The following is a 24871-nucleotide window of genomic DNA, read 5'->3' on the forward strand; positions in this document are numbered from 1 at the left end:
GTTTGGATACAGGAGGCAGCGATGAAATACGAGATTATCTTATTTGATGTTGATGATACATTGCTAGACTTTGGAATATCAGAAAAAAAAGCACTTCAAGAAGTCTTCTTGGAGTTCGGTTTGCCCACAGGGGCGGAGGACTATGCGGGATGCTACCAAGAAATCAGTCAGGTATTATGGAGGGACCTGGAACAGGGGCTTATTGATTTAACAAATCTGGGAGTGGAGAGATTCAAGCGATTGTTCCTGAAGCATGGGCTTGATATCGATGCGGATGCGTTCAGCCGTGCGTACCTTGGACATTTGGGAAAGGAAATACATCTTCTGCCTGGGGCTTTAGAGGTTTGCGAGAAGCTTGGAGGATGCCGGCTGGCTATTATAACAAATGGCTTCACGACAGTGCAGACAGCAAGAATCGGGGGGTCACCCCTTTGCAATACCTTTGAGACTTTGATAATTTCCCAAGAGGCTGGGTTTCAGAAGCCTGATAGGGGGATTTTTGATTATGCATTTTCCAAGTTAAAGATCACGGATAAATCGAAAGTGTTGATGGTGGGTGACTCCTTGACATCAGATATACAGGGCGGTTTGAATTATGGAATGGATACATGCTGGTACAATCCCCATCAAAAGGATAATAATCTCGGAATCAAGCCCACCTATGAAATCCGGACGCTCACTAATCTTTTGGAGATTGTAGAAGTATAACTAGGTATATACGTTCTAAAAAAACAGAGGCCGCTCGTCCGAGTGATAGGACTTGCAGCCTCTGTATTACTCATGCCAGATGTTTTAGTATCAGTTCAAATCCAGCTCATGTGGCTTGAGTGTTTGATCCTTTTCAATCCTTTTGCTGAAATGCGGTGATAATATACAAAGCGCCAGGGAAATTGCGAGACCTGCCATCATGAATCCGCCAAAAACCAAAGGGGATGGTCCATATGATTCCGCCATGGCAGTCCAGATGAGCGGACCGAAACCTGCAATGGCTGCCGCGACCTGATAACCGACAGATAATCCAGTATAACGGACCTTGGCTGGAAAGAGCTCCGAGAATAATGTCCCTTGTGTCGAAAAAATGGCTCCCCAGATGACGCCGAGTACAACTGCCTGCATAATGTAGAACCAGCTGACCCCACGCCCAATCAATGTGAAATATGGGATGGCCAAGACGAAAAGGAGAATCAGGCCCCCAAAATAGATGATTTTTCGATTAATGAAATCTGAAATGTAACCAATGACAGGAATGGTAATTAGCATTGTAGCGCAGCCAATCGTTAAACCGGTAAGGGCTGAATCTTGGGAATAACCAAAATACAGTGTAGTAAAGACGAGAACATAGGACATGATGAATACATTGAAGAACCCGTCCCCAATTTTTAGTCCGATCACTTGGAGCACACTTCTCCAATCGTGTTTCAACGTTTCAATAATGGGAACTTTCGCAAGATCACCGCTATCTTTCTGTTGCTGGAACTCCGGCGTTTCTTCAATGCCACTCCTTACCCAGATTGCCAATGCGATCAGTACACCGCTTAAAAGAAATGGAATCCGCCAACCCCAAGCTAAAAATTGGGCATCGGTTGTCAAGGAACTGATAAGGGTTAGGCTGAATGAACCGGCAACCAAACCGATGGGGACCCCTAGTTGGGGAATGGATCCATATAGCCCACGGACACCCTTTGGAGCAGATTCCGTTGCCAATAGGATGGCTCCGCCCCATTCACCACCCAAGGAAATTCCTTGAATCAACCTCAGCACCACCAAGATGACGGGGGCGGCCAACCCAACCTGGGCATAAGTGGGCAGAACACCGATAAGCATTGAACTCCCTCCCATACCAATAAGGGTGAACATGAGTGCTGCCTTCCTTCCGATGCGATCACCCATATGGCCGAATAGGATACTTCCGATTGGACGGGCAGCGTAACCAGCCCCGAAAGTGACAAAGGCGAGAAGAAGTGAAATCGCAGGATCATGATTGGGAAAGAATAGAGTTGTAAAAACTAGGCCTGTTGCTGTCCCGTATAAATAGAAATCATACCACTCAATAACGGAACCAGCTAAACTAGCGAAAAGAACTCGACTTTTTTTCATGGAAATGCTCCTTTAATGCGTAGTATTTCATCAAAATTGTTTACAGCAATAAATAAAGCTGGAATGAACAAAAATGATGCTTAAGGAATATAAGTAAAAAACTGGATTATTTAGATTATTTTAGAGAGGTTATCCATGACGGTCAATATATTTCTGATTTTTCTGAAAAAAATGAAGCGAATAACTTAGCTCTCACCACCTGTATTGGAATATAATTCATTCTAAAGTAATGGAAATAATGATTTGAACTTCCCGGATAAAATGAAAAAGTTTTAACTAAGGAGGAGAATTAAACTCAAAACATTTAGAATTTTTCATGTATAGAAGAGTGGCAAAGTGGAAATCATGTGGATAAGGAAATGAAAAAAGAGGAAAGGATAAGATTTCAAGAAATAATAATAATCTCCAAGTTATTTAGTATAATAGAAAAAAGGTTAAGGAGTTGGTTTCGTATGGAGAAGCAATTGCCAGGAACATCGCTTGAACCTGAAGAGATGGCTGAAATGGTTTTAAAAAAGGCCCTTAGTGATTACCGGAGAGCACAAATCGAAAAAGAAATCGATGACTCATTAAGAAATCGAGATAAGGAAGAGTTCCTTCGTTTAACTGAAATATTGAAGGGGATTTCATGAAATTTCATACACTGTGAAAAAGACAAGTAGTAATGATATTGAAAAGTACACCTAAAAGCCAGCATGGCTCGATCATTTAAATATGATGTAGATGAAGCTTTATATAACTGGAACATTCTAATTAAATAGCAATCTATAGTATTTATAATATTTTACATTGTAAGCGCTTTCTTGTATAATTAAATAAAGAAAACGATGGAGAGTAGATGTAAGTGGGCTAATGGCGGAATACACGGGTATTAGTGGCTGAAATGTTCATACACCGGGATAATGACTAAAAGGGGGAAAAGATATGAAAAAGGATGGAGTGTCGTTAATCGAATTTGTTCAGGAGGATCGATTTGAACTCAGCTCCTACATTACTTCTTTATTTAACAAACTGAATGACTATGTTCCCAAAAGTCTTAAAGATAAAAGGTGAATGACAATAAAAAACGGGTCAGGAAGATCTGCATGACTTCCTGATTCATTTTTTATTTTGTTTTTGGGATTTAGAGTTCGGAGGCCCATAGTCAAAGGTACAGTAATTGACAATGAGAATCGTTATCGACTAAAATGTTTCATTATTAGCATATCGATTGGAGTTGTTCATAATGTTCGTTCAGAAGAGGAAAATGGTAGTAAAAGAAGGAAATGCAGACCAAGTAGTAAAACGGTTCAGTGGGGAAGGAATCATTGAAAGGCAGGATGGGTTCATCGATTTAAGTGTGATGGTGAAAAAAGTGCGACGCGGCGATGAAGAGGTCATCATCATGATCAATTGGGAGTCGGAGGCACATTGGAAGCAGTGGGAAAAGAGTGAAGCCCATATCGCAGGCCATAAAGCAAACCTTGGGAAACCAAAGCCTGAATATATCGTCAGTTCGGAAGGATCATTATATGAAGTGAAGGCTATTAAAAAGGCAGTGGAATAACTTACTAGCCCTTTTTGAATTCCGTACATTAGAAAAGTTAAGTTACTGGGTGGAATATCCCATTTCTCAACTATCGCGTCGTATAGGGATGCGGAATGGTGGCCGTTCACATACAATAGCTTACCTTCACTAAAATTCAGGCTCCCTTTATGGGTGCCTCTTTTTGTCGATGGAATCATCTCAAAATAGGTTTAGGTTATTCCTATTCTGTTGATATAGTAAAATAATTTTTTAGAATGGTGACTTTGATTGCAAATGAAGAGTGGGGGAGCTGGAAGGTCGCTAAGTATGTTGATATTTATGAACTTATAAGGGGATTAAATCTAAGGATGTCTAGGATTCCTAAAATAAAGTCAACTAAGTTTAGAAATATTAATATTTAAAAATACCATTAAGATGTCTTTAAAGTAGTGGTTAGTTTATCTGAAACCAAACCGGTCCCAGCCGATTTAGATTACGATTCGTGCGCCAGGATAGGCGTTCACCATTTCCTTCAGGTGGAACTGAACGAAATGAAAGGATTTCATTTGACGACGATCTTTATATTGGCTTGATAATCAAAAAATATATTAAAAAGGCAACAAAATTATTGTTGACCTTAATGAAAGGCCGGAACCATTGAAAAGAAAAAATTCGTTTTGGAAGATGAGTTGATCATCCGCGAATCTTGCGGTTCCTAATTGGAAAAAAGCTTGAATGTATAAAAATGTTTGGTAAGATTGCAATGTTAGTAATAGAAGGTTCCTTTTTATGGGAGCCTTTTTGCCTGCAGCCTAAGATGTAAAAAACCACATTTGTGGGGAAAACATATCAGGAGGGTTTTTCGCATTATGAATTATTGAGTCAATAAAGCAGGGGAACAACCGGAGCAACAGGATCGATAGGAATAACAGGTGAAACCGGTCCAACAGGAATAGTGGGGGCAACCGGTTTCCAGTTATACAGTGAAAGGAGCCAACACTTTGTTTACCGTTCCTGTGAATGGTCGCTAACAGGTGTTGCAGGAGCTTCACTGACATCATTCGTTTAATTAATGTAAGCTTTACCCTTAATAATTTGGAAACGTAAACGATGTTTGTGAATCCCATTCATCTTGAAAGTGGATTTTTTTATTGAATTTTTAGGGCTTTTTAATTGGCCTTATTTTCGGATCAAAGATTTCACTTTTAGTGGATTCCAGTCCAGATGAAATTACAAATACTGTTTGTATTTCTTTAATTTATAGATGACTGTTGGCTGGCTGATGCCCAAATGTTCTGCCATCTCGTATGTGGTTTTACATTTTTTCCATGCTTTTGCAATCAGTTGCCTTTCAACCCTTTCCAGAGTCTTCTTTAAATCGAAATTCTCTTCACAATCCTGTTCGATTGCAAGGAAGGTGGAGTCTTCAGGCTGTTCAATTTGCCCTGTGATGGATTGCGGAAGGTGTTCCGGAAATATAATTGGTTCTTCGATGGTCAGGATTAACCGTTCAATCAAGTTTTCTAATTCCCGTATATTTCCGGGCCAATGATAATGAGTCAAAACTTCATACGTCGATGAATGAATTTTTTTGAATTTCTGGTATTTATCACTGGTTTTCTGTAAGTGATGCTGAATTAAGAGAGGGATATCTTCTTTACGTTCATGTAATGCCGGAATCTGGATGGGAATCACATTCAAACGATAAAATAAATCCAATCTAAACTTACCTTGACTTACCATCTCCTTCAAGTCTTGATTAGTTGCTGCAACCAAGCGGAAGTTAATATGGCTTTCTTTTTTTCCACCGATGCGCTTTATCTTTTTTTCCTGTAATACTTTCAGTAATTTAGCCTGCATGGCAAGTGGGAGTTCCCCGATTTCATCCAAGAAAAGGGTTCCGCTGTCAGCCTGCTCAATCAGGCCTTGCCTCCCTTGTTTATTTGCCCCTGTAAATGATCCCGGCTCATAGCCGAATATTTCCGATTCAAACAAGCTATCAGGTATCGTACTGCAATTCACTTCGATAAAAGGTTCTTTCTTTCGGTTGCTTTGGTCATGAACTGCACGGGCAAAAGTGCTTTTCCCTACCCCGGAAGGTCCTAATAAGAGAATCGTGGCATCGGTTTTTGCAACATTATGGATCGTCTTTAAAATATGCTTCGTTTCATTACTTCTAGCAATCAAATAATGGTAATCCAGTTCCTTTTCTCTTAAATCCTCGACTTCGGTTTGATAGCCTTTTATTTTTCGTTGTAATTGTTCAAATTGATCCTGCAATTGCAGAATCTCGGTTTGATCCTGACCATAGCTGATTGCCCTGACGAGAAGTCCGTCCTTATTAAAAATGGGATAGCCAGTCGACATGACAACATGACCCGTTTTCGTTTCCTGCATGATCCGCATCGCTTTCTTTTCTTTTAAAACAATCGCATTGATGGAAGGTGTGAGAAGGCCCTCACTTTCTAATTGATAGACGGAGGTACCGATATAAGAGTCACTTTCCATACCATAAATCTCCCAAAGCTTTGGGTTGGAATATAAAATGATTCCGTCTTGATCGGTAATGAGAATGTTATTATTCGATGTTTCAATAATCTTATTTAGTTCTTCCTCCAGCATATCATCGTACATACATTCCGCTCCTTTCGGTTTTGGGATGCTATTTAATTAAAATATAAATCAAATAGTCTAAATAATCAAAAATTAAATCAAAAAACAAGAAAATGATTAAGTTTTTAATCATTTGATGAAATAAAATAATGAAAAGCCTTATATACCGCAGCGAAATAGTTGGCCTGAATCTTGCTTAGTAAAAGGTAAGAAGAGAATTTCCAAACAAGGTGTTATATATGTCCATTCTATTTGAAAAGATGGAAGTTTGTATGACATCTGCCATTGCAGTGGAGTGAAAAATAATAGCAGATTTAGAATTTAGGAGGATGTTACATGATGAAGTATCAACCGAAAGACTCATTCAAATCACCCCGTTTTTGTGGAGTGCGTACGTTTATGCGGCTCCCATTTGTTGAACGGGTAGATGAACATATGGATTTTGTCATTACGGGAATTCCTTTTGATTCCGGACAATCATTTAGAACGGGTGCGAGATTCGGACCAGAAGCCATTCGCGATTTTTCAATCCTTTTACGTCCTTATAATCCAGAACAAGATATTAATATTTTTGACTATATATCCGGAATTGATTATGGGGATATTCCGATCATTCCGGGGTATATTTCTGAAACATATAAAAAGATCGAGGAAGAGCTTATCCCTGTCATTGAAAAAGGGATCATTCCCATTTCATTGGGGGGCGATCATTCCATTACGCTAGGGGAGTTACGTGCGATCGTAAAAAAACATGGTCCAGTTGCCCTGCTTCAATTCGATGCTCACTCTGATACTTGGGATAGTTATTTTGATCAAAAGTATAATCACGGAACCGTTTTTCGCCGCGCGATAGAAGAGGGTCTCATCGATGTATCACGATCTCTTCAAATTGGTATGAGGGGCGGTCTGTATGGGCCGGAAGATCTTCAAGATGCCCGGGATTTAGGTTTGGGCGTTTATACGACAAACGATTATAAACGTATCGGGGTAGAAAAGATGCTAAGGGTCATTCATGAGCGTGTTGCGGATGGTCCGGTGTTTTTATCCTTTGACATTGATTTCTTAGATCCGGTCTATGCTCCAGGAACGGGTACCCCTGAAGTTTCCGGAGCCAGCATTGATGATGCTTTAGCCTTAGTGAGAGGATTGACGAATATAGATTTTGTTGGATTCGATCTTGTTGAGGTTTTACCATCATACGATCACGGACAAATCACGGCTGCCGCAGCCGCTAATATTGTCTATGAATTCATCACACTCATCGCTCTCGCAAAAAAAGGGAAACTGGAGAAAAAAGAGAGAGCCGGAGATTTGGAAACCCAGCTTAACAAGTAATTCCTCATTTTTACTGTAAAGAAGGAAGGTATCGGTGTAATCCCTTCCTTCCCTTTTTACAAAGCGATAGAACATAACAAGCCCAAAAAGGAGATGTGTAAATGCATATTTTGGATATATCGATCATGATTCTATATTTTTCTGTTTTAATCATTGTGGGAGTAATCGGATCCAAACGGGCAAAAACGGCAGATGATTTCATTGTGGCAGGACGTAATCTTGGTCATTTTATGTATTTATCCTGTTTAGCTGCTGTGATATTAGGGGGTGCTTCTACTCTAGGAACAGCAAAGTTAGGTTATCAGTTTGGGATATCCGGTATTTGGCTAGTGGTGATGATCGGGCTCGGCATTATCGCTATCGGGTTGTTTTTAACAAATAAGATATTTAATTTAAAAGTATTGACGATCAGTGAAATGCTTGAGAAGCGCTACAACTCCCAGACAAGATTGATCAGTGCCCTGGTCTCTGTTATCTATACATTCATGCTGACTGTAACGCAAGTGATTGGGATGGGGACGATTTTACATGTTTTGGCTGGCTGGAATTTAACGGTTTCCATGATAGTCGGGGGTGGGATCGTTTTATTTTATACAATATTAGGAGGTATGTGGTCAGTTACCATGACTGATGTCGTGCAATTCGTCATCATGACGATCGGTATTTTCTTTATCATGCTTCCGTTGAGCATCTCTAAGGCAGGAGGGTGGGGCTCGCTTAAAGAGAGTCTCCCTGCATCACATTTCGAGCTAGGGAACATTGGCGGAGAGACAATTTTTCAATATTTCCTACTATTTACTCTAGGGGTAGTTGTTGGCCAGGATATTTGGCAGCGTCTTTTTACTGCACGGACCAAAGCAGTTTCTCGTGGCGGAACGATTGGAGCGGGACTATATAGTGTTTTTTATGCAATTGCAATTAGTATCATTGGAATGTGCGCTTTTATTATCCTTCCCGATTTAGGAGATCCACAAAATGCATTTACCAGCATAGCGATGGTAACTTTACCTGCTGGTCTATTGGGGGTTGTCATTGCGAGCGTGGTATCTGCCCTAATGTCCACAGCTTCAGGAACTTTGCTAGCTTCGTCCACTTTAGTCGTTAATGACATCATTAAAAAATATATTGGTCCAAAAATGAGTGAACGACAATTTTTAAAAACATCCCGAATTACAACTTTAACGATCGGTGTATTGACCATAATCGTTTCGATATGGATTCAAGATATATTAGTAGCATTGGATGTAGCTTACGCCATTTTATCCGGTGCTGTGTTCTTTCCGATCATCCTTGGTTTCTTTTGGAAAAGGGTCACGGCCACAGCGGCATTTTACTCCATTCTGGCCAGCATGATCGTTATTATTGTGGGATTGGTGATAAATGGACCTTCCTCCACTCAACCAATTCTGTACGGGCTTGCTACTAGTTTTGTCGTCATCACTACGATTACCTTCCTAAGTTCCAATAATGAACACAAGAATGAAAGTGAAGTAAAGCAAGAGGTAAAAGGTAAAGCTGACATGGACACCATGGCTAATTGAAGATCCGGAAAAAAACGGAAAAATCGAGGAGGAAAGTAAAAATGACAAAGACAATTTCCCTGCAACCCGCAACATTCAATACGATGGAAGAAGAACGCACTCACCGGAAGGAACGTTTGGCAGCTTCATTCCGGCTTTTTTCAAAGTTTGGTTTCGATGAAGGGGTGGCTGGCCATATTACGGTCCGTGACCCTAAATATACAGACCATTTCTGGGTCAATCCATTTGGGATGCATTTTAGTCAAATTTCCGTTTCGGATCTAATATTGGTTAATCATAAAGGTGATATTGTAGAGGGTGAACATTCCGTGAATGGTGCTGCCTTTGCCATTCATTCTGAAATTCATAAAGCGCGACCGGATGCGATTGCAGCGGCACATGCTCATTCGGTATATGGAAAGACATGGTCTTCCTTAGGGAGACTATTAAATCCGATTACGCAAGATGCCTGCCAATTTTACAATGACCATGCATTATTTGATGATTTTACTGGTGTGGTTTATGCATCCGAAGAAGGTAAGCGCATTGCTAAGGCTTTAGGTCAATACAAAGCTGTCATCCTCCGCAACCATGGATTGTTAACGGTTGGCCAATCTGTAGATTCAGCTGCTTGGTGGTTCATAACGATGGAACGATCATGTCAAGCTCAGATAATGGCTGAATCTGTTGGTAAGCCGATTTTTATAGAAGAAGAGTATGCAAAGTTAACAGCAGAACAAACGGGAACGGAATATGAGGGTTGGCTGAGTTTTCAGCCTCTTTGGGACAGAATCAGAAAAGAGCAACCGGATTTCTTGAAGTGATCATCATGCACGGCATGATATAGTCGCAACGGATTGCCTTCCAATAATACAGGGAAAAGGGAATCGGAGGGTCTTGAGGAGGTTTTATAATGTCTGGTTCTAAGAAAATGGCACCTTCACTTTATATCAGGGTCGATATACCGGAAAAATACATTAATGAGTTTAAGGAGATTTGTTCAGAAGTTGTTGTCGAGCCATGGGAATTCGGTGAACCTGAACCACAGCCAACAGTTGATTTATCAAAGTTTGATATCCTTTATACGCAGGGGCTTCATGATAATCTTAACATTATAAAAAAAGCTCCAAGGATTAAATGGGTCCATTCAGACAGTGCTGGTGTGGAGGCCATGCTGAATGAAGATATAGAAAACAGCGATGTCATCATCACCAATGTCAAAGGCTGCACATCAGTCCCGATAGCCGAGCATACAATTGCGATGCTATCTTCGTTAGCAAGAGGCATACCGACAATGATCAGAAATCAAATAAACAAAACCTGGATTGAAATTCCTGTGAAGGATCTTGAAAATGCGACAGTGGGGATAATTGGGTATGGTGATATTGGCTATGAGATAGCAAAGCGATGTAAGGCACTAGGCATGACCGTTATCGGGTGCCGCCGGAATCCCTCCAAGAGGAACAAAGAATACGAACCTGCTGATTTGATAATGGGTATGGATCAAGTGGATGATGTCCTTTCCAGGTCCGATTTTGTCGTCTTGGCACTGCCGTATACACAAGATACCTCATACTTTTTTAATAAAGAACGCTTAAATAAAATGAAAAAAGGCAGCTATGTAATTAATGTCGGCCGCGGCAATACGATTGTGGATGAAGATTTAATCGATGCCTTAAGCAATGGGCACATAGCAGGAGCGGCTCTAGATGTGTTTGAAGTAGAACCTTTACCTAAGGATCACCCTTTCTGGCAGCTGGAAAATGTCATGGTTTCCCCGCATAATGCTTATAACTCTTCCAAACACATAGATCGTGTGATGGAATTATTCCTGAAAAATTTAAAGCTTTTTTCTGACGGTAAGCCCCTAATGAACGTTGTGGAAAAAAAACTTGGTTATTAACAGTAATCGATCTTTTGAAAAAGGTTCAACGATCCATCATAAGAATGAAGTACGAGGGCAGACCCTGATTGGGTTTGCTTTTTTTATTGAAAAGCCCCCGCTTCATCTTTTTCTTGTATAGGACAATCTCTGATCAGGAAAAGCTGGATATAAGGAGGCGATGTATGAATGGGTACTTTCGAAGTTATTTCCCTAATGCTAAGCTTTGGCATGTTTGTAATTGCTATTCTTGATTTTAAAAATCATGACAAGAATCCTTGAAGATAATGATGGCCGGCCGATTATTTTGATCATTAATGGAAGCGTTTTAAAAAAAATAGCGGATTAGGTATTGCCTCGATTTTTAAACTTGCAGAGAGCACCATTATGAGGTGTTCTTTTTGTTTGGCTCTTTTCGTAAAGATTGTTGTTTTTAAAAACTAAACGATTTAAGGTTGATTGGAGCGCAAGTGCGAGACTCCTGCGGGAGCGGCGGGACAGGTGAGACCCCACAGGCGTTTACGCCGAGGAGGCTCACCGCCCGCCCCGCGGAAAGCGAGCATCTGGAGGGGAAATCAACCACACCGCTTTACTTGGTAAATAGCACCAAAGTATGCGAAAACAGCCTTTTGTTTTCAATGAGTAAATAGCATATTCCATTCACTGGCTTTGTCATTTTTGACAAAACAATGATATACAAGTATAGTCTCTAATAGACCGGTTGATATAATTTCAAGGAGTGATCCAGCTATGGCAGAAAAACGAAACTCGAAAGACATTCTTATTGAAGCTGCTTCCCGACTTTTTCGGATACGTGGATATTACGGTGTAGGGCTCAAGGACATCATTGAGGAAAGTGGTATCCCAAAAGGTTCGCTGTATCATTATTTTCCGAAAGGCAAAGAAGAATTGGCGATCGAGGCGATTATTCATACAAAAGAATTCGTTATAGATGAAATTGAACGGGGATTTGATGAAATTGAAGACCCTATCAAAGCCATTCAGTCTCATATTTTTCATTTGTCCGAGGTATTTGGTGATAGTGAAAATCTATTAGGACTGCCAATCGGGACGATTGCAGCAGAAACATATACGACGAGTGAGCAGATAAGAACGGCCTGTCAAGAAGCGATAGAAGATTGGCAATCCATATATGTGAAGAAATTACTCGAGGCGGAATTCAGTGAGAAACGGGCAAAAGAATTGAGTATCGTAATTAATGCTTTAATCGAAGGCGGTATCCTTTTATCCTTAACGGCGAAAAACGGGGAACCTCTCCAAGCCATTGCGGAACAGATACCATTATTGCTGATAAATAAATAAGTCATGGAAAAATTATCTTAAGCTTAGGTCGAACAGTTAGTAATTGGAGGAATTATTTTATGTCTGCAGATGCAACACAGCAACAAAACCCAGTCATTAGAACGACCCCTATATTAATAGCATTTTTAATTGCAGGGTTCATTGGGTTATTCAGCGAGACGGCATTAAACATGGCGCTGGGGGATCTAATACAAGAATTCAATGTCAGTCCTTCCACCGTGCAATGGCTGACAACGGGTTACCTATTAACATTGGGGATATTGGTACCCGTTTCGGGACTCTTGATTCAGTGGTTCAATACTCGTCAATTATTCATTGCCTCAATGGTGTTCTCCATCATTGGGACGCTCATTGCAGCAATTGCCCCTGGGTTCGGCATCTTGATGCTAGCACGTGTCATCCAGGCTATCGGAACGGGTCTTTTATTACCTCTCATGTTCAATACCATTTTATTGATTTTCCCTATTCATAAAAGGGGAGCGACGATGGGATTGATGGGGCTGGTGATCATGTTTGCCCCAGCCATCGGACCGACGGCTTCAGGTTTGATTATCGAAAATCTAGAATGGAATTACATTTTCTGGGTGTCTTTACCGTTCTTTGTGATCGCTTTACTATTCGGACTCAAGTATATGCAAAACGTTTCAACAATCACCAAACCTAAAATCGATGTACCATCCATTATATTATCGACCATTGGTTTTGGGGGAATTGTTTATGGTTTCAGTATTGTCGGAGAACAAGGATGGAGCAATGCGATAGTTCTATCTTCGATCATTGTTGGTCTTATAGCACTATTCCTGTTTGCTGTGAGGCAATTCAACATGGATAAACCGATGATTGATTTGCGTGTTTTTAAATACCCGATGTTCACGTTAGGGTTAATAACCGTCTTCATCACCTTCATGATCATCATGTCATCCATGATCCTCTTACCGTTATACCTGCAAACCGGTCTTGCATTAGCTGCGTTTTCTGCTGGGCTTGTACTATTACCGGGTGGAGTGCTTAATGGTATCATGTCTCCGGTTACTGGGCGCATTTTTGATAAGTTCGGGCCAAGAGGGTTAGTGATCCCGGGCTTCATTATCATGATTGTCATGTTATGGACTTTGACGAACGTAACGACTGAAACGGCGATCATTATGGTAATCGTCATGCATACCCTCCTTATGATTGGTGTTTCGATGGTCATGATGCCGGCCCAGACAAATGGTCTGAATCAACTGCCGAAAAAACTTTATCCGGATGGAACGGCTCTAATGAATACATTGCAGCAAGTATCGGGGGCCATCGGTACAACTGTTGCCATTACAATCATGTCAGCATCCCAAAAAAATTATATGGCAAATGCAGAAGATCCGTTCGATCCATCTGCCATCAGCGGTTCATTGACTGCAGGCGTTCAGGATGCCTTTATTTTCGGTCTTGTCCTTGCAATCATTGGTTTGATCGTGTCGTTTTTTATCAGGACAGCACGGGACTGATAAGATATTACTGAAAAAAGATAAATTAGCCAGCAGGGAAAGACTTTCTCTGTCTGGCTTTTTGTTTGGAAAAAATAATAACGTTCTTATTGGTCTTTATTCCCATGTTTTATCAAAAGCTTTAAGAACAGAGTGAATTATTTGAAAACCAACCACATATCGGATAATCTTACACAGTAATAGTTACTAAAATTTAGCCCAGGTAAAGCGGTTAACAGGAGGAATTCAAATGAATACAATGAAAGCCAAAATGTTTGAACCTGTAACAATAGGTGCATGGAACTTAAAAACAAGAACGGCAATGGCTCCTATGACACGGTCGTTTGCCGATAACGAAACCGGTGTTGTGAACGACCTGACCGTAGAATATTACCGAAAACGGGCTCAAGATGGAATCGGACTTATCATCACTGAAGGTGTAGTGATTTCACCAAGGGCAAAGGGCAATCCTGGGGTTCCCGGAATATATACTCAAGAGCAAATCAACGGGTGGAAAAAAGTAACGGAAGCAGTGCACGCAGAAGGCGGAACGATTATTGCGCAAATCTGGCATGTGGGCCGTGCAAGCCACCATGAAATTGCAGGAGGACTTCCTCCGCAGGCTCCGTCACCCATCGCTGCAGAAGGTAAGGTTTCACGATTCGGTAAACCTTTTGACACTCCTGAAGAAATGACAGAGACGGATATTGCAGAAGTTGTGGACCAATATAAACAAGCTGCAAAGAATGCAATGGATGCTGGCTTTGATGGCGTGGAAATTCATGGTGCACACGGCTATTTAATAGACCAGTTCAATTCAGGCACCTCCAATAAAAGGACCGATCGGTACGGTGGTGATTTAAAACAGCGTCTGACTTTTATGAAGGAAGTGTTAAAAGCAGTTATTGATGCTGTTGGAGTGGAGCGCACCCTTATTCGTTTCTCGGCTTTGAAAATTGACCAGCCGTCCTACATGTGGGAAGACCCTGAAAAAGCGATCCAAACATTTATTGAAGCGTTCAATGAAACAGGGGTCAAAATGATTCACCCATCCACGATGGAATTTACCAAACCGATTGCAAGAGGATTGACGATGCATGAATTGGTACGCAGCAACTGGGATGGAATCATAATTGGTGTAGGGGGGCTTGATCCTGAAACCGCAGAAGCCGCACTGGAAAAAGGCATTATTGACGTTGCGGCGATTGGACGTCCACTTATAGCTAACCCGGATTATCTGGCACGAATTAAGCAGGATGAAAAACTTGTTGATTACGAGGCAAAGAAACATTTAGGGCAACTGATGTAATAAAGATAAAATTGAGTCAGGCTTGTTCATCGACAGGACACCGCAGTATACATACTTCCTTTTCTATAACTGATGCGATTCTTCATTCAAGAAGGGTCGCCTTTTCTATGGAACTAAAGGGAAGTGCAAAGGAAGAAGGCTGTTAAAAGGGTTATATATATTTGGTAGACATACTGGTCATTTCAATTAATAAAGTGAGGAAGCTGGTATATAAATGGAACGTATCATGGTTATCGGAGTGTCCGCGGGTGTCGGAAAATCTACTTTTGCAAGAAGACTTGGAGATAATTTGGATATCGAAGTACATCATTTGGATACATTCTACTGGAGGCCAGGCTGGGTGGAAGCTCCTTTAGAGGATTTTATTTCTGCTCAGAAGGATGTATTGAGTCATGACAAGTGGATAATGGAAGGCAATTATAGTAATTCTTTTAATTTGCGTTCGGAGCTTGCCGATACGATTATTTATTTAGAACTTCCTCTCCGTGTTTGCCTTTACCGTGTTATAAAACGTAGGTTATCTTATCTAGGTAAAACAAGACCTGATATGCGCAAAGGCTGCAATGAAAAATTAGACTGGCAGTTTGTTAAATTTATCATGACCACCTACTTTCCTCGCAAGAAAGAAATGAAAAAGAGATTTGCAGATCTTCAAAAGAGTGCCCCTGAAAAGCTAATAGTTATATTGAAAAGTAAGCACGAAATTGCAGGATATCTGTTGAATATGAAGGGATAAGCTTCTTCCCATCAATTTTTATGACACTTAGAGCTTTCCGAGAGTTAATATAAAGCCAAAATGGAAAAGGGACCTTCCAATCGAAGATCCCTGAGACTTTAGACAAATTCGAAGACACAGTTTCTTTTTATGGCTTGTACAATTTGACGTAGATTTCCGCTCAAGAAACTTGCTTTCCGCGGGCGGTAGGGGAGCCTCCTCGGCATGCGCCTGCGGGGTCTCCCCTAGACACGCTTTTCCCGCAGGAGTCTCGAACACCCGCTCCAATCAACTTAGTTACAACAGGTAGATGGTAACCATACTTGAGGAGTGGAGGTGTTGGTTTGGGAATATCATGTGCTGAAAGATAAGTTTTCCGAACCCCTTTTTATACATCATAAGTTTCCATGAGCTAAATGACCATATAGGTACGGACAATTAATGATTACGGCAACCCACTAATCTAGTTTATCATCTTTTAACTAAAGGCTTTACATCTTGAGGAATAGGTGAGGTATAGCTTTTCCCTTTTAATCGTTCTTTTAGCTCTGTTTTAGCCTTTTCAATTAATTCCGGATTTTGAAGCACTTCTACTGCAGTTGCCGCAATAACCTTGCCAGCATGAAGCATTCCTTTATGGGCAATGGATGTTGATCCCAGTGTAACCCACTGCCAGCTATGCAAAGGTGACCCAAGAACAAAACAAGCTGTTGTGCATTGGGCGGTAGGGACGATCCAACTAACATCTCCCACATCCGAGGAACCTGTTAATGGCGCTTGTAAGCCCTCGATGGGTTCTAACCAATTTGCCAATGCCTCATCTTGATTATCTTTAGAAGGATTGATTGTACTGTTCCTTTCTTGTTCGGTTAAGGTGGCGCGGACTTCTTTGGCAAGCTGTTTTTCCTTTTCATCGTGTTGTGGAATACCTAATTCTTGAAAATTCTTGTACATGACGGATTCTAGCACATTGTTTTGGATAACATTGGAACAGGCTTTATCGAAAACGATTTCTAATTCAGTTCCTGTCATAAGGGCAGCTCCTTTAGCAATATTACAAACTCTCAAGTAAATATCTTGAACTTGTGAAACTTCCGGAGCTCGTAATAAATATAGAACTTCTGCATCTTGTTGGACAACATTAGGCGATAATCCGCCTGAATTCGTTATAGCATAATGGACTCTTGCTTCTTGAATAATATGCTCCCTTAAATAGTTCACGCCAACATTCATAAGTTCTACGGCATCTAAAGCACTCCGTCCCAAATGTGGTGATGCTGCTGCATGGGAGCTTTTGCCTTTAAACTTATAATACACTTGGAAATTGGAAAGCGAATCCATCGACATAACGCCGTTGACATCCAGTGGGTGCCAACAAAATGCAAAATCAACGTCATCGAACAAACCCTCTCTGACCATGAAGGTTTTGCCTGATCCGCCTTCTTCGCCTGGACATCCATAATAACGAACTGTCCCATTTATATGATTCTCTTCCATATAGTCCTTCACCGCAATAGCTGCAGCTAAAGATCCCGTACCAAGTAAATTGTGACCACATCCATGGCCATTTTCACCTTGGACTATTGGCTCTTGTTTAGCTGTAGCTTTTTTTTGACTCATACCTGACAGAGCATCAAATTCGCCCATGATTGCCACAATAGGTTTACCGGTCCCATAGCTGCCGATAAATGCCGTTTCTATGTTCCCAACACCTTTTTCAACAGAAAATCCTTCGTTTTCTAACGTGCTGCACAGCAATTCAGCAGATTGATATTCTTCAAAACGTGTTTCTGCAAAATTCCATATACAGTCACTGACTTCAATGAATTTTTCTTTTTTTTGTTCAATGATTTCCGATAATCTCTTTACATGTGTCATTTTACACTCTTTCCTTCCTATATATATTCTGAAGAATTATTTTAATAGGCGTCTTGCAATTAGATTCAAAAGTTCTGCACTCCTTGGTAAAACTTCTTCTTGAACATCAAATTTAGGGTGGTGATGTGGTGCAGGAATATCAGTCCCAATAATCATATATGTCCCTTTCCCGCCATTATCCTGTACTCTTCGAATCATAAAACTTGCATCTTCGCTACCAGCAGAACCGGATTCCCTGCATGCTTTGATTGTTGAAAAACCATCTACATTCCTGGCTTCTTCCATGGCCAGTTCGACAAGTTCCTGATCACAACGAATCGTAATTGCTTGACCTATGATTTCAATTTCATGTTCCAGCTCATGCATACCTGCACTATGAGCCACGATATTTCGAACACGTTGCTCCACTTCAGTATTTGTTTCTTCGGATACAGACCGTGTCTCGATGACCATTTTTGCATAAGCTGGAATAATATTAGCGGCTGTTCCTCCGTTAAGAATACCTACATTTATGCGGGTAGAACCTGAACTGAATCTTGGAATGGCATGTATATTCAATAATGCGGTGGCTGCCCCTAACAAAGCATTTTTCCCTTTTTCCGGAGAAGCACCTGCATGAGAAGATACCCCATGAAAATGGGCAGCCATTTTCGTACTTGCTAAAAAGCCGGAAGAACCACCATGAAATTCTCCTAGGGGGACATCTGTGCCAAGGTGCAGACAATATAAATAATCCACATCATCCAAAATCCCTTTTTGTACAATTGAATAGGCACCGCGTACTCCCTCTTCAGCAGGTTGAAAAATAAGCTTTACCGTTCCTGAAAAATTCCCATCCGCTAATTTTTCAGCAAGTCCCAAACCAATTGCTGTATGGCCATCGTGTGCACAGGCATGCATATTCCCTTCATATTTGGAACGAAAACCGTTCATTTGCGGGAAGTGGTCAGAATCAGTACTTTCCGTAACAGGCAATGCATCCATATCAAAGCGGAAAGCTACGGTTGGGCCATCAGCTTTTCCTTTTAAAATACCAATGACAGCAGTATATCCACCCTCCATTTCTTGGAGGATTTTTGGATTGGCGCCATCTTGTAATGCTCTTTTAAATGTTTCCTCCAATACTTCTATAGGGGGAACTCCACGGCGAGACTCACCATCTAAAGCATCTTTTCCAAATATCACGTTATATTTCAAAGAATTTAATGCTTCTACTACCTTTGAAGCAGTACGATATTCCGTAAAGCCAACTTCTGGATGTTGATGAAGATCACGTCTTAAAGAAATAATATCCAATTCATTTCACTCCTGATTTATTTGATGATCATTCATATAATTAGATTTGTTGTTTACACCAAGCGGCCCAGCCCCTCAAGTAAGGGGCAAGGGAGGCGCTTGAGATTTTGCGAATTATGGTAATTTAGGAGATACTCCGGGACCAATAGGGAGGCCAAGGAAATACCAAACGACGACCAATAGCGTCCAAATGATGAAGATGATAATCGGATAAGGCAAAATAAGAGAATAATAAGTTCCTAGTTTTGCATCTTTTCGATACTCTTGTAAGAAACTTAAGAATAGTGGGACAAATGGAGATACAGGTGCCAATGGCAGTACAGATGAATCTGCTACCCTGAACAACATTTGGGCGAAGGCAGGATGATAGCCTAATACCATGAACATTGGGACAAAAACGGGTGCCAATATAGACCATATTGCAGAGCCGCTGGCAATGAACATGGAAAGAAGTCCAGATAAGAACATTAGTCCAATTAGGACAGGTGCACCTTCTATGTTTAGCTGTTCCAAGAGATCTGTGATGGATAAAGCCAAAAATTTGCCCATATTACTCCAGTTGAAGCAAGCGACAAATTGGGAAAGCGGGAAAACCATAATGATAAATCCAGCCATTCCTTTAATGGGGTCCACCAATAATTCCGGAATGTCATTTTGTTTCTTGATGGCTCCCACCTTAACTCCATAAGTAATAGAAACTGTAAAAAAGAAGAGTAAGATGATTGCGACAATTCCAGACATGAATGGAGAGGGGAGAATGGCTCCAGTTTCTGGGTTTCGTAATAGAGCTCCTTCTGGAACGACTAGAACGGCCATAACAGCTATAAAAATCAAAGCTGAAATACCTGTAGCCAGGAGTGCTTTGTTTTGTTGCTTCGTTAATTGCTCCAATTTTTTATGCTGACCGCCACCTTCATACTTTCCTAAGCGCGGCTCGACAAATTTATCTGTAATCAAGGATATAACTACAGTGAGTACGAGAACGGACGTCGCCATAAAGAACCAGTTATCCGTAACATTAACGGTCAAATTTGCATTCATGCCTTTCGCTACTTCCGAACTGATTCCTGATAGCAAGACATCTGTTGTGACGATTAATAAGTTGGCAGTGAATCCCGAACCAACCCCAGCGATGGCAGCGAGCAACCCAGCAACAGGGTGACGTCCCACAGCAAGGAAAATCAAAGCACCAAGGGGAGGCATAATAACAAGCGCAGCATCAGAAGAAACATGACTAAAAAAAGCAACAAATACAACTAAATAACTAGCGTATTTCCCTGAGACTTTTAACGACATTTTCCGAATCAAAACTTCCAACAATCCAACTTTTTCCGCTAATCCTACTCCTAGCATAAGAGCTAAAATAGATCCCAGTGGTAAAAAGCCGGAAAAGTTTTTTATCATATTCGGCAAAATCCATTGGATGCCTTCACGGCTTAAGAGGTTTTGAACTTCCACTTTCTCTCCACTTATGGGGTCCGATGCCGAAACATGGAAGACTGATAAGAGAGCGGTTACAACAAATAAAAAGGCAATCATATAAATAAATAAGATAAAGGGGTGGGGGATTTTATTTCCTATTCGCTCTACTCTATTGAAAAAACCACCCGTTTTATGATTTTGAAGATTAGTTGTATCTTTCATTACTTTTTGTTCCATTACATTCTCCTCCTAAACCTTCTTCCATTTGTAGTTTGTACGTTTTGCACCATTCCCTTTATAAACTGTTTCTCTAAACATGCCTTAAACTCAAATTACCGACTTTCATTCCTTTGTGAACTTCATTAATTCCTTTCAATATACTGATTTTTATTTAACGAATATTTAACGCTATTTTCGTTAAATGTATTATATAATTAAGAATAATCTATTTCAATAAAATTTTCAGAAAAAAGGGAAATTATTTTCTGGTAATTATTGTGAAATGAAAATTAGGATTTGAAACCTTTGAATGAATAAGCTCTGCCACTCTTGGACTCATGATAGATAAGAAACCATATTAAGTAGCACCGTTTATTTATGTCAAACGGTGCTTTACATGCTTTTATATTTGGAGCTCATATTTTCCATGTTGTGGTTGGTTATTTTGATATAATAAAACTAATAGTATGATGTAGGGGTGAAATAAACTTGTATAAAATTGGTGTTGTAGGTCCACTTTCATCTATAAAGAAAATTCGGGATGTTACCAATGAATTTGAACATGAAATAGATTTTATTGATTTTCCATATGAAGATGCACGTGAGGTAACGGACATTATAAAAAATCACCAAAATGCAGTAAATGGTTGGTTTTTCTCTGGACCGGTCCCATATCGAATAGCTAAAGAAATGTTAGATTCAGATGCCAATTTTACGTATTGTCCGCCTGTAGGATCTAGTTTATATAGATGTTTTCTACAAATGTCGGCAGATCAAAAATATTTTTTCGATAAGATATCCATCGATATGATTCGATTGGAAGACTTTTTTTTGCAAGAATCGCTACAAGAGCTGGGGATTTCCACCGAACATATTTATGTAAAAACATTTGATGAACAATATGATTTTCAAGACATTGTCCAATTTCACCTTCATTTGTGGAGGGAAGGGACGGTACATGGTGTCCTTACCGTTTTACAATCCGTATATGAGGCATTGAAGAAGGAGAATGTTCCTGTTTACAAAATAAATATGACAAAGATGGAAATCCGACAAGCGGTCAAGATTTTAATTGAAAAAGCAAAAAGTACTTATTTCAAAGATAGCCAGATAGGTGTGGAAATCATTGAAATTGATCAGTTCGATCAATTTGTTGACGAGGTTGATATTCGTTACCATCTGCAGCATGTGGAGCTTAAGATTAAACAAACATTACTTACATTTTGTGAGAAATTAGATGGATCCCTCATCGAAAATGGAAACGGCCGCTATCAAATATTTAGTTCACGAAAGGCAATTGAACGGGAAATTGGCAGCTTGCAAAGTACTGTTCAACAACTGGCCCTTGAAATGGATGTCCCAGTTGCAGTTGGTATTGGTTTTGGTGAGACGGCTGCATCTGCAGAAATCAATGCCCGCAAGGCGATCCGTCATTCGAAGAAGCAAGACAGTTCCGGAATTGTCGTTATCCAAGAAGATGGTGTAATGATTGAATCCGTAGGTCAAGAAGAACAATTGGCATATACCTTTCGTTCTGATGATAAAGAACTGCTAGATAAATTGAATCAGGCTAACATTAGTGTAAAAACGTATAAAAAGATAGAAGCATTGGTTGATCGTATGGGTTGGGACGGCTTCACTTCCTCAGACTTAGCATCTCATTTATCAATGACCGTTCGAAATGCCCAGAGAATTATGAGTAGTTTGAGTGATAGCGGTTTAGTGGAGTACAAAGGAGAAGAACTTCAATCACCACGGGGAAGACCTCGTAAAATTTATAGGTTAAAGAAGTAACACCTCGACATTCTTGGTATACACGTAAATGAAATTCGAGTTGCAATGAAAATTTTGAAGGCTTTTCTTTGCTCTATGTGGATGAGGCTTCTATAAATATGCTGTTAAACCGTTAATTTCATGCGGTCAAGGCACCCGTCGAAGGAAGTTTCTTAGCCACCCGGGGATCTAAAAAGTAACATCAAGAAATTTATGTCAATTTGTTGTAACGGGCAGAGTTGATTTTCCACGGCTGATTCACAAACTGCAAAAGGACAGGTGCATAAAAGGATTGATGGTATTTTCCTTAGTTCCCAATTTGAGGGGGTTATTGCAGACAAAGTATTTGTTGGTTTTAATTCCATTATTTATACCGCAATTGTAGGAAGAGGAGCATTTATTTCTTATAATGCAGTAGTGACAAATGGCGTTCGGATACCACCTGGTAGGTTTGTACCACCTGGAGCTAATATTGATTCGCAGGAAAAAGCGGATGCACTTTCACGAGTACCAAAGTATAGTAAGGAATTTGCGAATGAAGTTCAACAAGTCAATCAGGAATTCCCTGCATCTTATCACCTGTTATTTGGGAAAAATCGTTGCTCCTGCGGAATTGCCTATGACTAGTGAAATGCATGCTGGATCGAGTTCTATTCGTAAGGACTCTTTATAGAAATGCGTAGCTGTCATTGAGGCAGCTTTTTTATTGTAATGGGCAGGAAAGTATAATAATTCCCAAGAGGAGATGTTCACGAATAAAAGTGTTGCATGATAAAATGATTCAAAAGAGAAAAGTTTGCTTGGGTATGAATACAACTATATATACCAGTGCTATCACTCTTTCTTTTTGCTGCCGATACGATAAGAGTAACTAGTCAGCTCATAATCACGACTCAATACAAATTAAGCAATATTTAGGCAGCAGAAGAATTAGGATTACGATACCATGACTTAGATTAAACTAGGATATTCTACAAAGAACGATGATTCTATTACAGATTATAAAAGGAAGTCGATTATTGGATGTATAAAATCGGACTGGTCGGTCTAAGAACTTCTATAGAACAAATTTTGATCTTGGCAGAAGAATATAAACATGAGTTGGAATTCATCTCTTTGCCCTATGTAAAGACAGAAGAGGTAGAGAATATTGTAAAGGAACATGATTCTAACGTACATGCATGGCTTTTTTCTGGTCCACTTCCCTATGAAATTGCCAAAAAGACACTAGGTACAGATAAAATAATGGTCCATGTTCCGGCCACGGAATCAGGTTTTTATAAATCCTTATTAGAAATGATCTACGAACAAGGGAAAATCATCGAGCATCTAAGTATTGATACTATGTCCTCAAACAATATTAGCGAAGAAGCTTTGTCCCAGTTGAATATAAAAACCAAAAAGATTTATACGAAAGTGTTTGAGACAGATGTTGATACGGATGAATTGGTACACTTTCACTTGGATTTATGGAATACGGGAAAGACAGAAGGAGCTTTTTCTTGTTTCCCGTACGTGTGTGAAGCTTTAAGGGAATATGGCATTCCAGCCTACCGGTTGTCGATGAGTAAGATGGAAGTGCGGCAAACGCTTCGAATTCTATCTGAAAAAGTAAAGACATCTTACTTTAAGGATACACAAATCGGAGTTGAAATCATTGAAGTCGAATATTTTAACAAAGTGGCAGAGGAAATGAAAACTCCATATCATTTACAGTACTTGGAGCTTCGCCTAAAAGAAATGTTGATTCAACTTGGAGAAAAAATAAATGGTTCCTTTTCAGAGAAAGGGAATGGAAGGTACATGATTTTTAGTTCTCGCGGCGCAATTGAACGAGAAATCATTACGCTCGAAGATACCATACAAAAATTGGCCTTTGAAGCAGATACACCAGTTACCGTGGGAATTGGCTTTGGAGAGACAGCCTATTCAGCGGAAATCAATGCTTTTCGTGCTATTCAACATTCGAAAGAGATGAAAAAGCGTGAAATTGTGATTATTCAAGATGATGGAAAAATTATCGAGTCACCAGGCAAAAAGAAAGAATTGCAATATGATACCCGTTCCCACAATAAACCTCTTATAGAAAAGTTGAAATATGGAAATATCAGTGTTAAAACGTATAAGAAAATATCGGCTCTCGTTCAAAGGATGGGTTGGAGTGATTTTACTACAAAGAATTTAGCGACGCATCTTGAGATGACAGAGCGCAATGTACGGCGAATTGTTGCAGATATGTGCGAAGTTGATTTGGCACAATGCATTGGGGAAGAGGCTAACGCCAATCGTGGAAGGCCGAGTAAAATTTATCGATTATTATAAATAAAAGGCACCCATAATGAAGTGAACCCAAAAAGTTAGACACTTTATTTAGTTAGGCAACCTTGAGGGCATGAACCCGGTAATCAACCGGGCTCATGCCTTTTAATTTCACCTTAATTCGTTGGTGATTGTAATAATAAATATAATCTTCTAGTTCTTGTTTGAAATGCTTCATGCTGTCGAACGTTTGTAAA

20 protein-coding genes and 2 pseudogenes are annotated in these 24871 nt (G+C 40.1%); 16 read left to right on the forward strand and 6 right to left on the reverse strand.

Going from position 1 to position 24871, the window contains the following annotated elements:
* The first annotated feature begins 21 nt into the window (after positions 1-21).
* Positions 22-708 carry a YjjG family noncanonical pyrimidine nucleotidase gene (locus N0M92_RS19380; protein WP_260287366.1) on the forward strand — a complete coding sequence of 229 codons (687 nt, stop codon included), beginning with the start codon at positions 22-24 and terminating at the stop codon, positions 706-708.
* A 90-nt stretch (positions 709-798) separates the two neighbouring features.
* Here the strand turns inward: N0M92_RS19380 and N0M92_RS19385 are convergent, their stop codons facing one another.
* Complete coding sequence (locus tag N0M92_RS19385; RefSeq protein WP_260287367.1) at positions 799-2097, reverse strand: MFS transporter; 1299 nt, start codon at positions 2095-2097, stop codon at positions 799-801.
* A 452-nt stretch (positions 2098-2549) separates the two neighbouring features.
* Here N0M92_RS19385 and N0M92_RS19390 point away from each other — a divergent pair, with 452 nt between their 5' ends.
* From N0M92_RS19390 to N0M92_RS19400, 3 genes are all read left to right on the forward strand, one after another.
* Complete coding sequence (locus N0M92_RS19390; RefSeq protein WP_098370899.1) at positions 2550-2729, forward strand: IDEAL domain-containing protein; 180 nt, start codon at positions 2550-2552, stop codon at positions 2727-2729.
* A 292-nt stretch (positions 2730-3021) separates the two neighbouring features.
* Entirely contained in the window at positions 3022-3150 is a 129-nt protein-coding gene (locus tag N0M92_RS19395; protein WP_260287369.1) for a hypothetical protein, read from the forward strand.
* Positions 3151-3322: 172 nt separating this feature from the next.
* The gene (locus tag N0M92_RS19400; protein ID WP_260287370.1) at positions 3323-3643 is read left to right on the forward strand and encodes an antibiotic biosynthesis monooxygenase; all 321 of its coding nucleotides are present in this window, start codon (positions 3323-3325) and stop codon (positions 3641-3643) included.
* A gap of 1191 nt (positions 3644-4834) precedes the next feature.
* Here the strand turns inward: N0M92_RS19400 and N0M92_RS19405 are convergent.
* Positions 4835-6238, reverse strand: coding sequence for a sigma-54 interaction domain-containing protein (locus N0M92_RS19405; RefSeq protein ID WP_260287371.1), 1404 nt, complete (start codon positions 6236-6238; stop codon positions 4835-4837).
* Between the two features lie 315 nt (positions 6239-6553).
* Between N0M92_RS19405 and speB the strand changes: the two genes are divergently transcribed.
* The 9 genes and pseudogenes from speB (at position 6554) to N0M92_RS19445 (ending at position 15788) form a co-directional block, all read left to right on the forward strand.
* Positions 6554-7552 (forward strand): agmatinase, encoded by a 999-nt coding sequence (gene speB, locus N0M92_RS19410; protein WP_260287372.1) that lies wholly within the window; start codon positions 6554-6556, stop codon positions 7550-7552.
* A gap of 101 nt (positions 7553-7653) precedes the next feature.
* The gene (locus N0M92_RS19415; protein ID WP_260287373.1) at positions 7654-9093 is read left to right on the forward strand and encodes a sodium:solute symporter; all 1440 of its coding nucleotides are present in this window, start codon (positions 7654-7656) and stop codon (positions 9091-9093) included.
* Positions 9090-9896: a class II aldolase/adducin family protein gene (locus tag N0M92_RS19420; RefSeq protein ID WP_260287374.1), complete on the forward strand. Its 807-nt coding sequence runs from the start codon at positions 9090-9092 to the stop codon at positions 9894-9896. Before N0M92_RS19415 ends, N0M92_RS19420 begins: the two co-directional genes overlap by 4 nt.
* Positions 9897-9985: 89 nt before the next feature.
* Complete coding sequence (locus N0M92_RS19425; protein ID WP_260287375.1) at positions 9986-10975, forward strand: D-2-hydroxyacid dehydrogenase; 990 nt, start codon at positions 9986-9988, stop codon at positions 10973-10975.
* A 168-nt stretch (positions 10976-11143) separates the two neighbouring features.
* Positions 11144-11236: a putative holin-like toxin gene (locus N0M92_RS29490; RefSeq protein ID WP_220126990.1), complete on the forward strand. Its 93-nt coding sequence runs from the start codon at positions 11144-11146 to the stop codon at positions 11234-11236.
* Positions 11237-11704: 468 nt separating this feature from the next.
* Complete coding sequence (locus N0M92_RS19430; RefSeq protein ID WP_192207960.1) at positions 11705-12277, forward strand: TetR/AcrR family transcriptional regulator; 573 nt, start codon at positions 11705-11707, stop codon at positions 12275-12277.
* Positions 12278-12336: 59 nt separating this feature from the next.
* Complete coding sequence (locus tag N0M92_RS19435) at positions 12337-13764, forward strand: MDR family MFS transporter (protein WP_260287376.1); 1428 nt, start codon at positions 12337-12339, stop codon at positions 13762-13764.
* Between the two features lie 247 nt (positions 13765-14011).
* Positions 14012-15052: pseudogene (locus N0M92_RS19440) on the forward strand (alkene reductase); the annotation flags it as partial.
* A 214-nt stretch (positions 15053-15266) separates the two neighbouring features.
* Positions 15267-15788 (forward strand): P-loop NTPase family protein, encoded by a 522-nt coding sequence (locus N0M92_RS19445; RefSeq protein ID WP_260287377.1) that lies wholly within the window; start codon positions 15267-15269, stop codon positions 15786-15788.
* A 450-nt stretch (positions 15789-16238) separates the two neighbouring features.
* Here N0M92_RS19445 and N0M92_RS19450 read toward each other — a convergent pair whose 3' ends face one another.
* The 3 genes from N0M92_RS19450 to N0M92_RS19460 form a co-directional block, all read right to left on the reverse strand.
* The gene (locus N0M92_RS19450) at positions 16239-17645 is read right to left on the reverse strand and encodes a M20 family metallopeptidase (RefSeq protein ID WP_260287378.1); all 1407 of its coding nucleotides are present in this window, start codon (positions 17643-17645) and stop codon (positions 16239-16241) included.
* A gap of 36 nt (positions 17646-17681) precedes the next feature.
* The gene (locus N0M92_RS19455; protein WP_260287379.1) at positions 17682-18941 is read right to left on the reverse strand and encodes an amidohydrolase; all 1260 of its coding nucleotides are present in this window, start codon (positions 18939-18941) and stop codon (positions 17682-17684) included.
* 114 nt (positions 18942-19055) lie between these two features.
* The gene (locus N0M92_RS19460; protein ID WP_260287387.1) at positions 19056-20585 is read right to left on the reverse strand and encodes an AbgT family transporter; all 1530 of its coding nucleotides are present in this window, start codon (positions 20583-20585) and stop codon (positions 19056-19058) included.
* Positions 20586-21071: 486 nt separating this feature from the next.
* Between N0M92_RS19460 and N0M92_RS19465 the strand changes: the two genes are divergently transcribed.
* From N0M92_RS19465 to N0M92_RS19475, 3 genes and pseudogenes are all read left to right on the forward strand, one after another.
* Complete coding sequence (locus N0M92_RS19465; RefSeq protein ID WP_260287380.1) at positions 21072-22376, forward strand: PadR family transcriptional regulator; 1305 nt, start codon at positions 21072-21074, stop codon at positions 22374-22376.
* A 309-nt stretch (positions 22377-22685) separates the two neighbouring features.
* Positions 22686-22982, forward strand: a pseudogene (locus N0M92_RS19470) (carbonate dehydratase); the annotation flags it as partial.
* 396 nt (positions 22983-23378) lie between these two features.
* Positions 23379-24677: a hypothetical protein gene (locus N0M92_RS19475; protein WP_260287381.1), complete on the forward strand. Its 1299-nt coding sequence runs from the start codon at positions 23379-23381 to the stop codon at positions 24675-24677.
* Positions 24678-24729: 52 nt separating this feature from the next.
* Here the strand turns inward: N0M92_RS19475 and N0M92_RS19480 are convergent.
* Positions 24730-24871, reverse strand: a 142-nt coding sequence (locus N0M92_RS19480) for an IS3 family transposase (protein ID WP_260287388.1), incomplete at its 5' end; no start/stop codon positions are given.

The sequence above is a fragment of the Peribacillus aracenensis genome, from assembly GCF_025175645.1.
Taxonomy (GTDB): Bacteria; Bacillota; Bacilli; order Bacillales; family DSM-1321; genus Peribacillus; species Peribacillus aracenensis.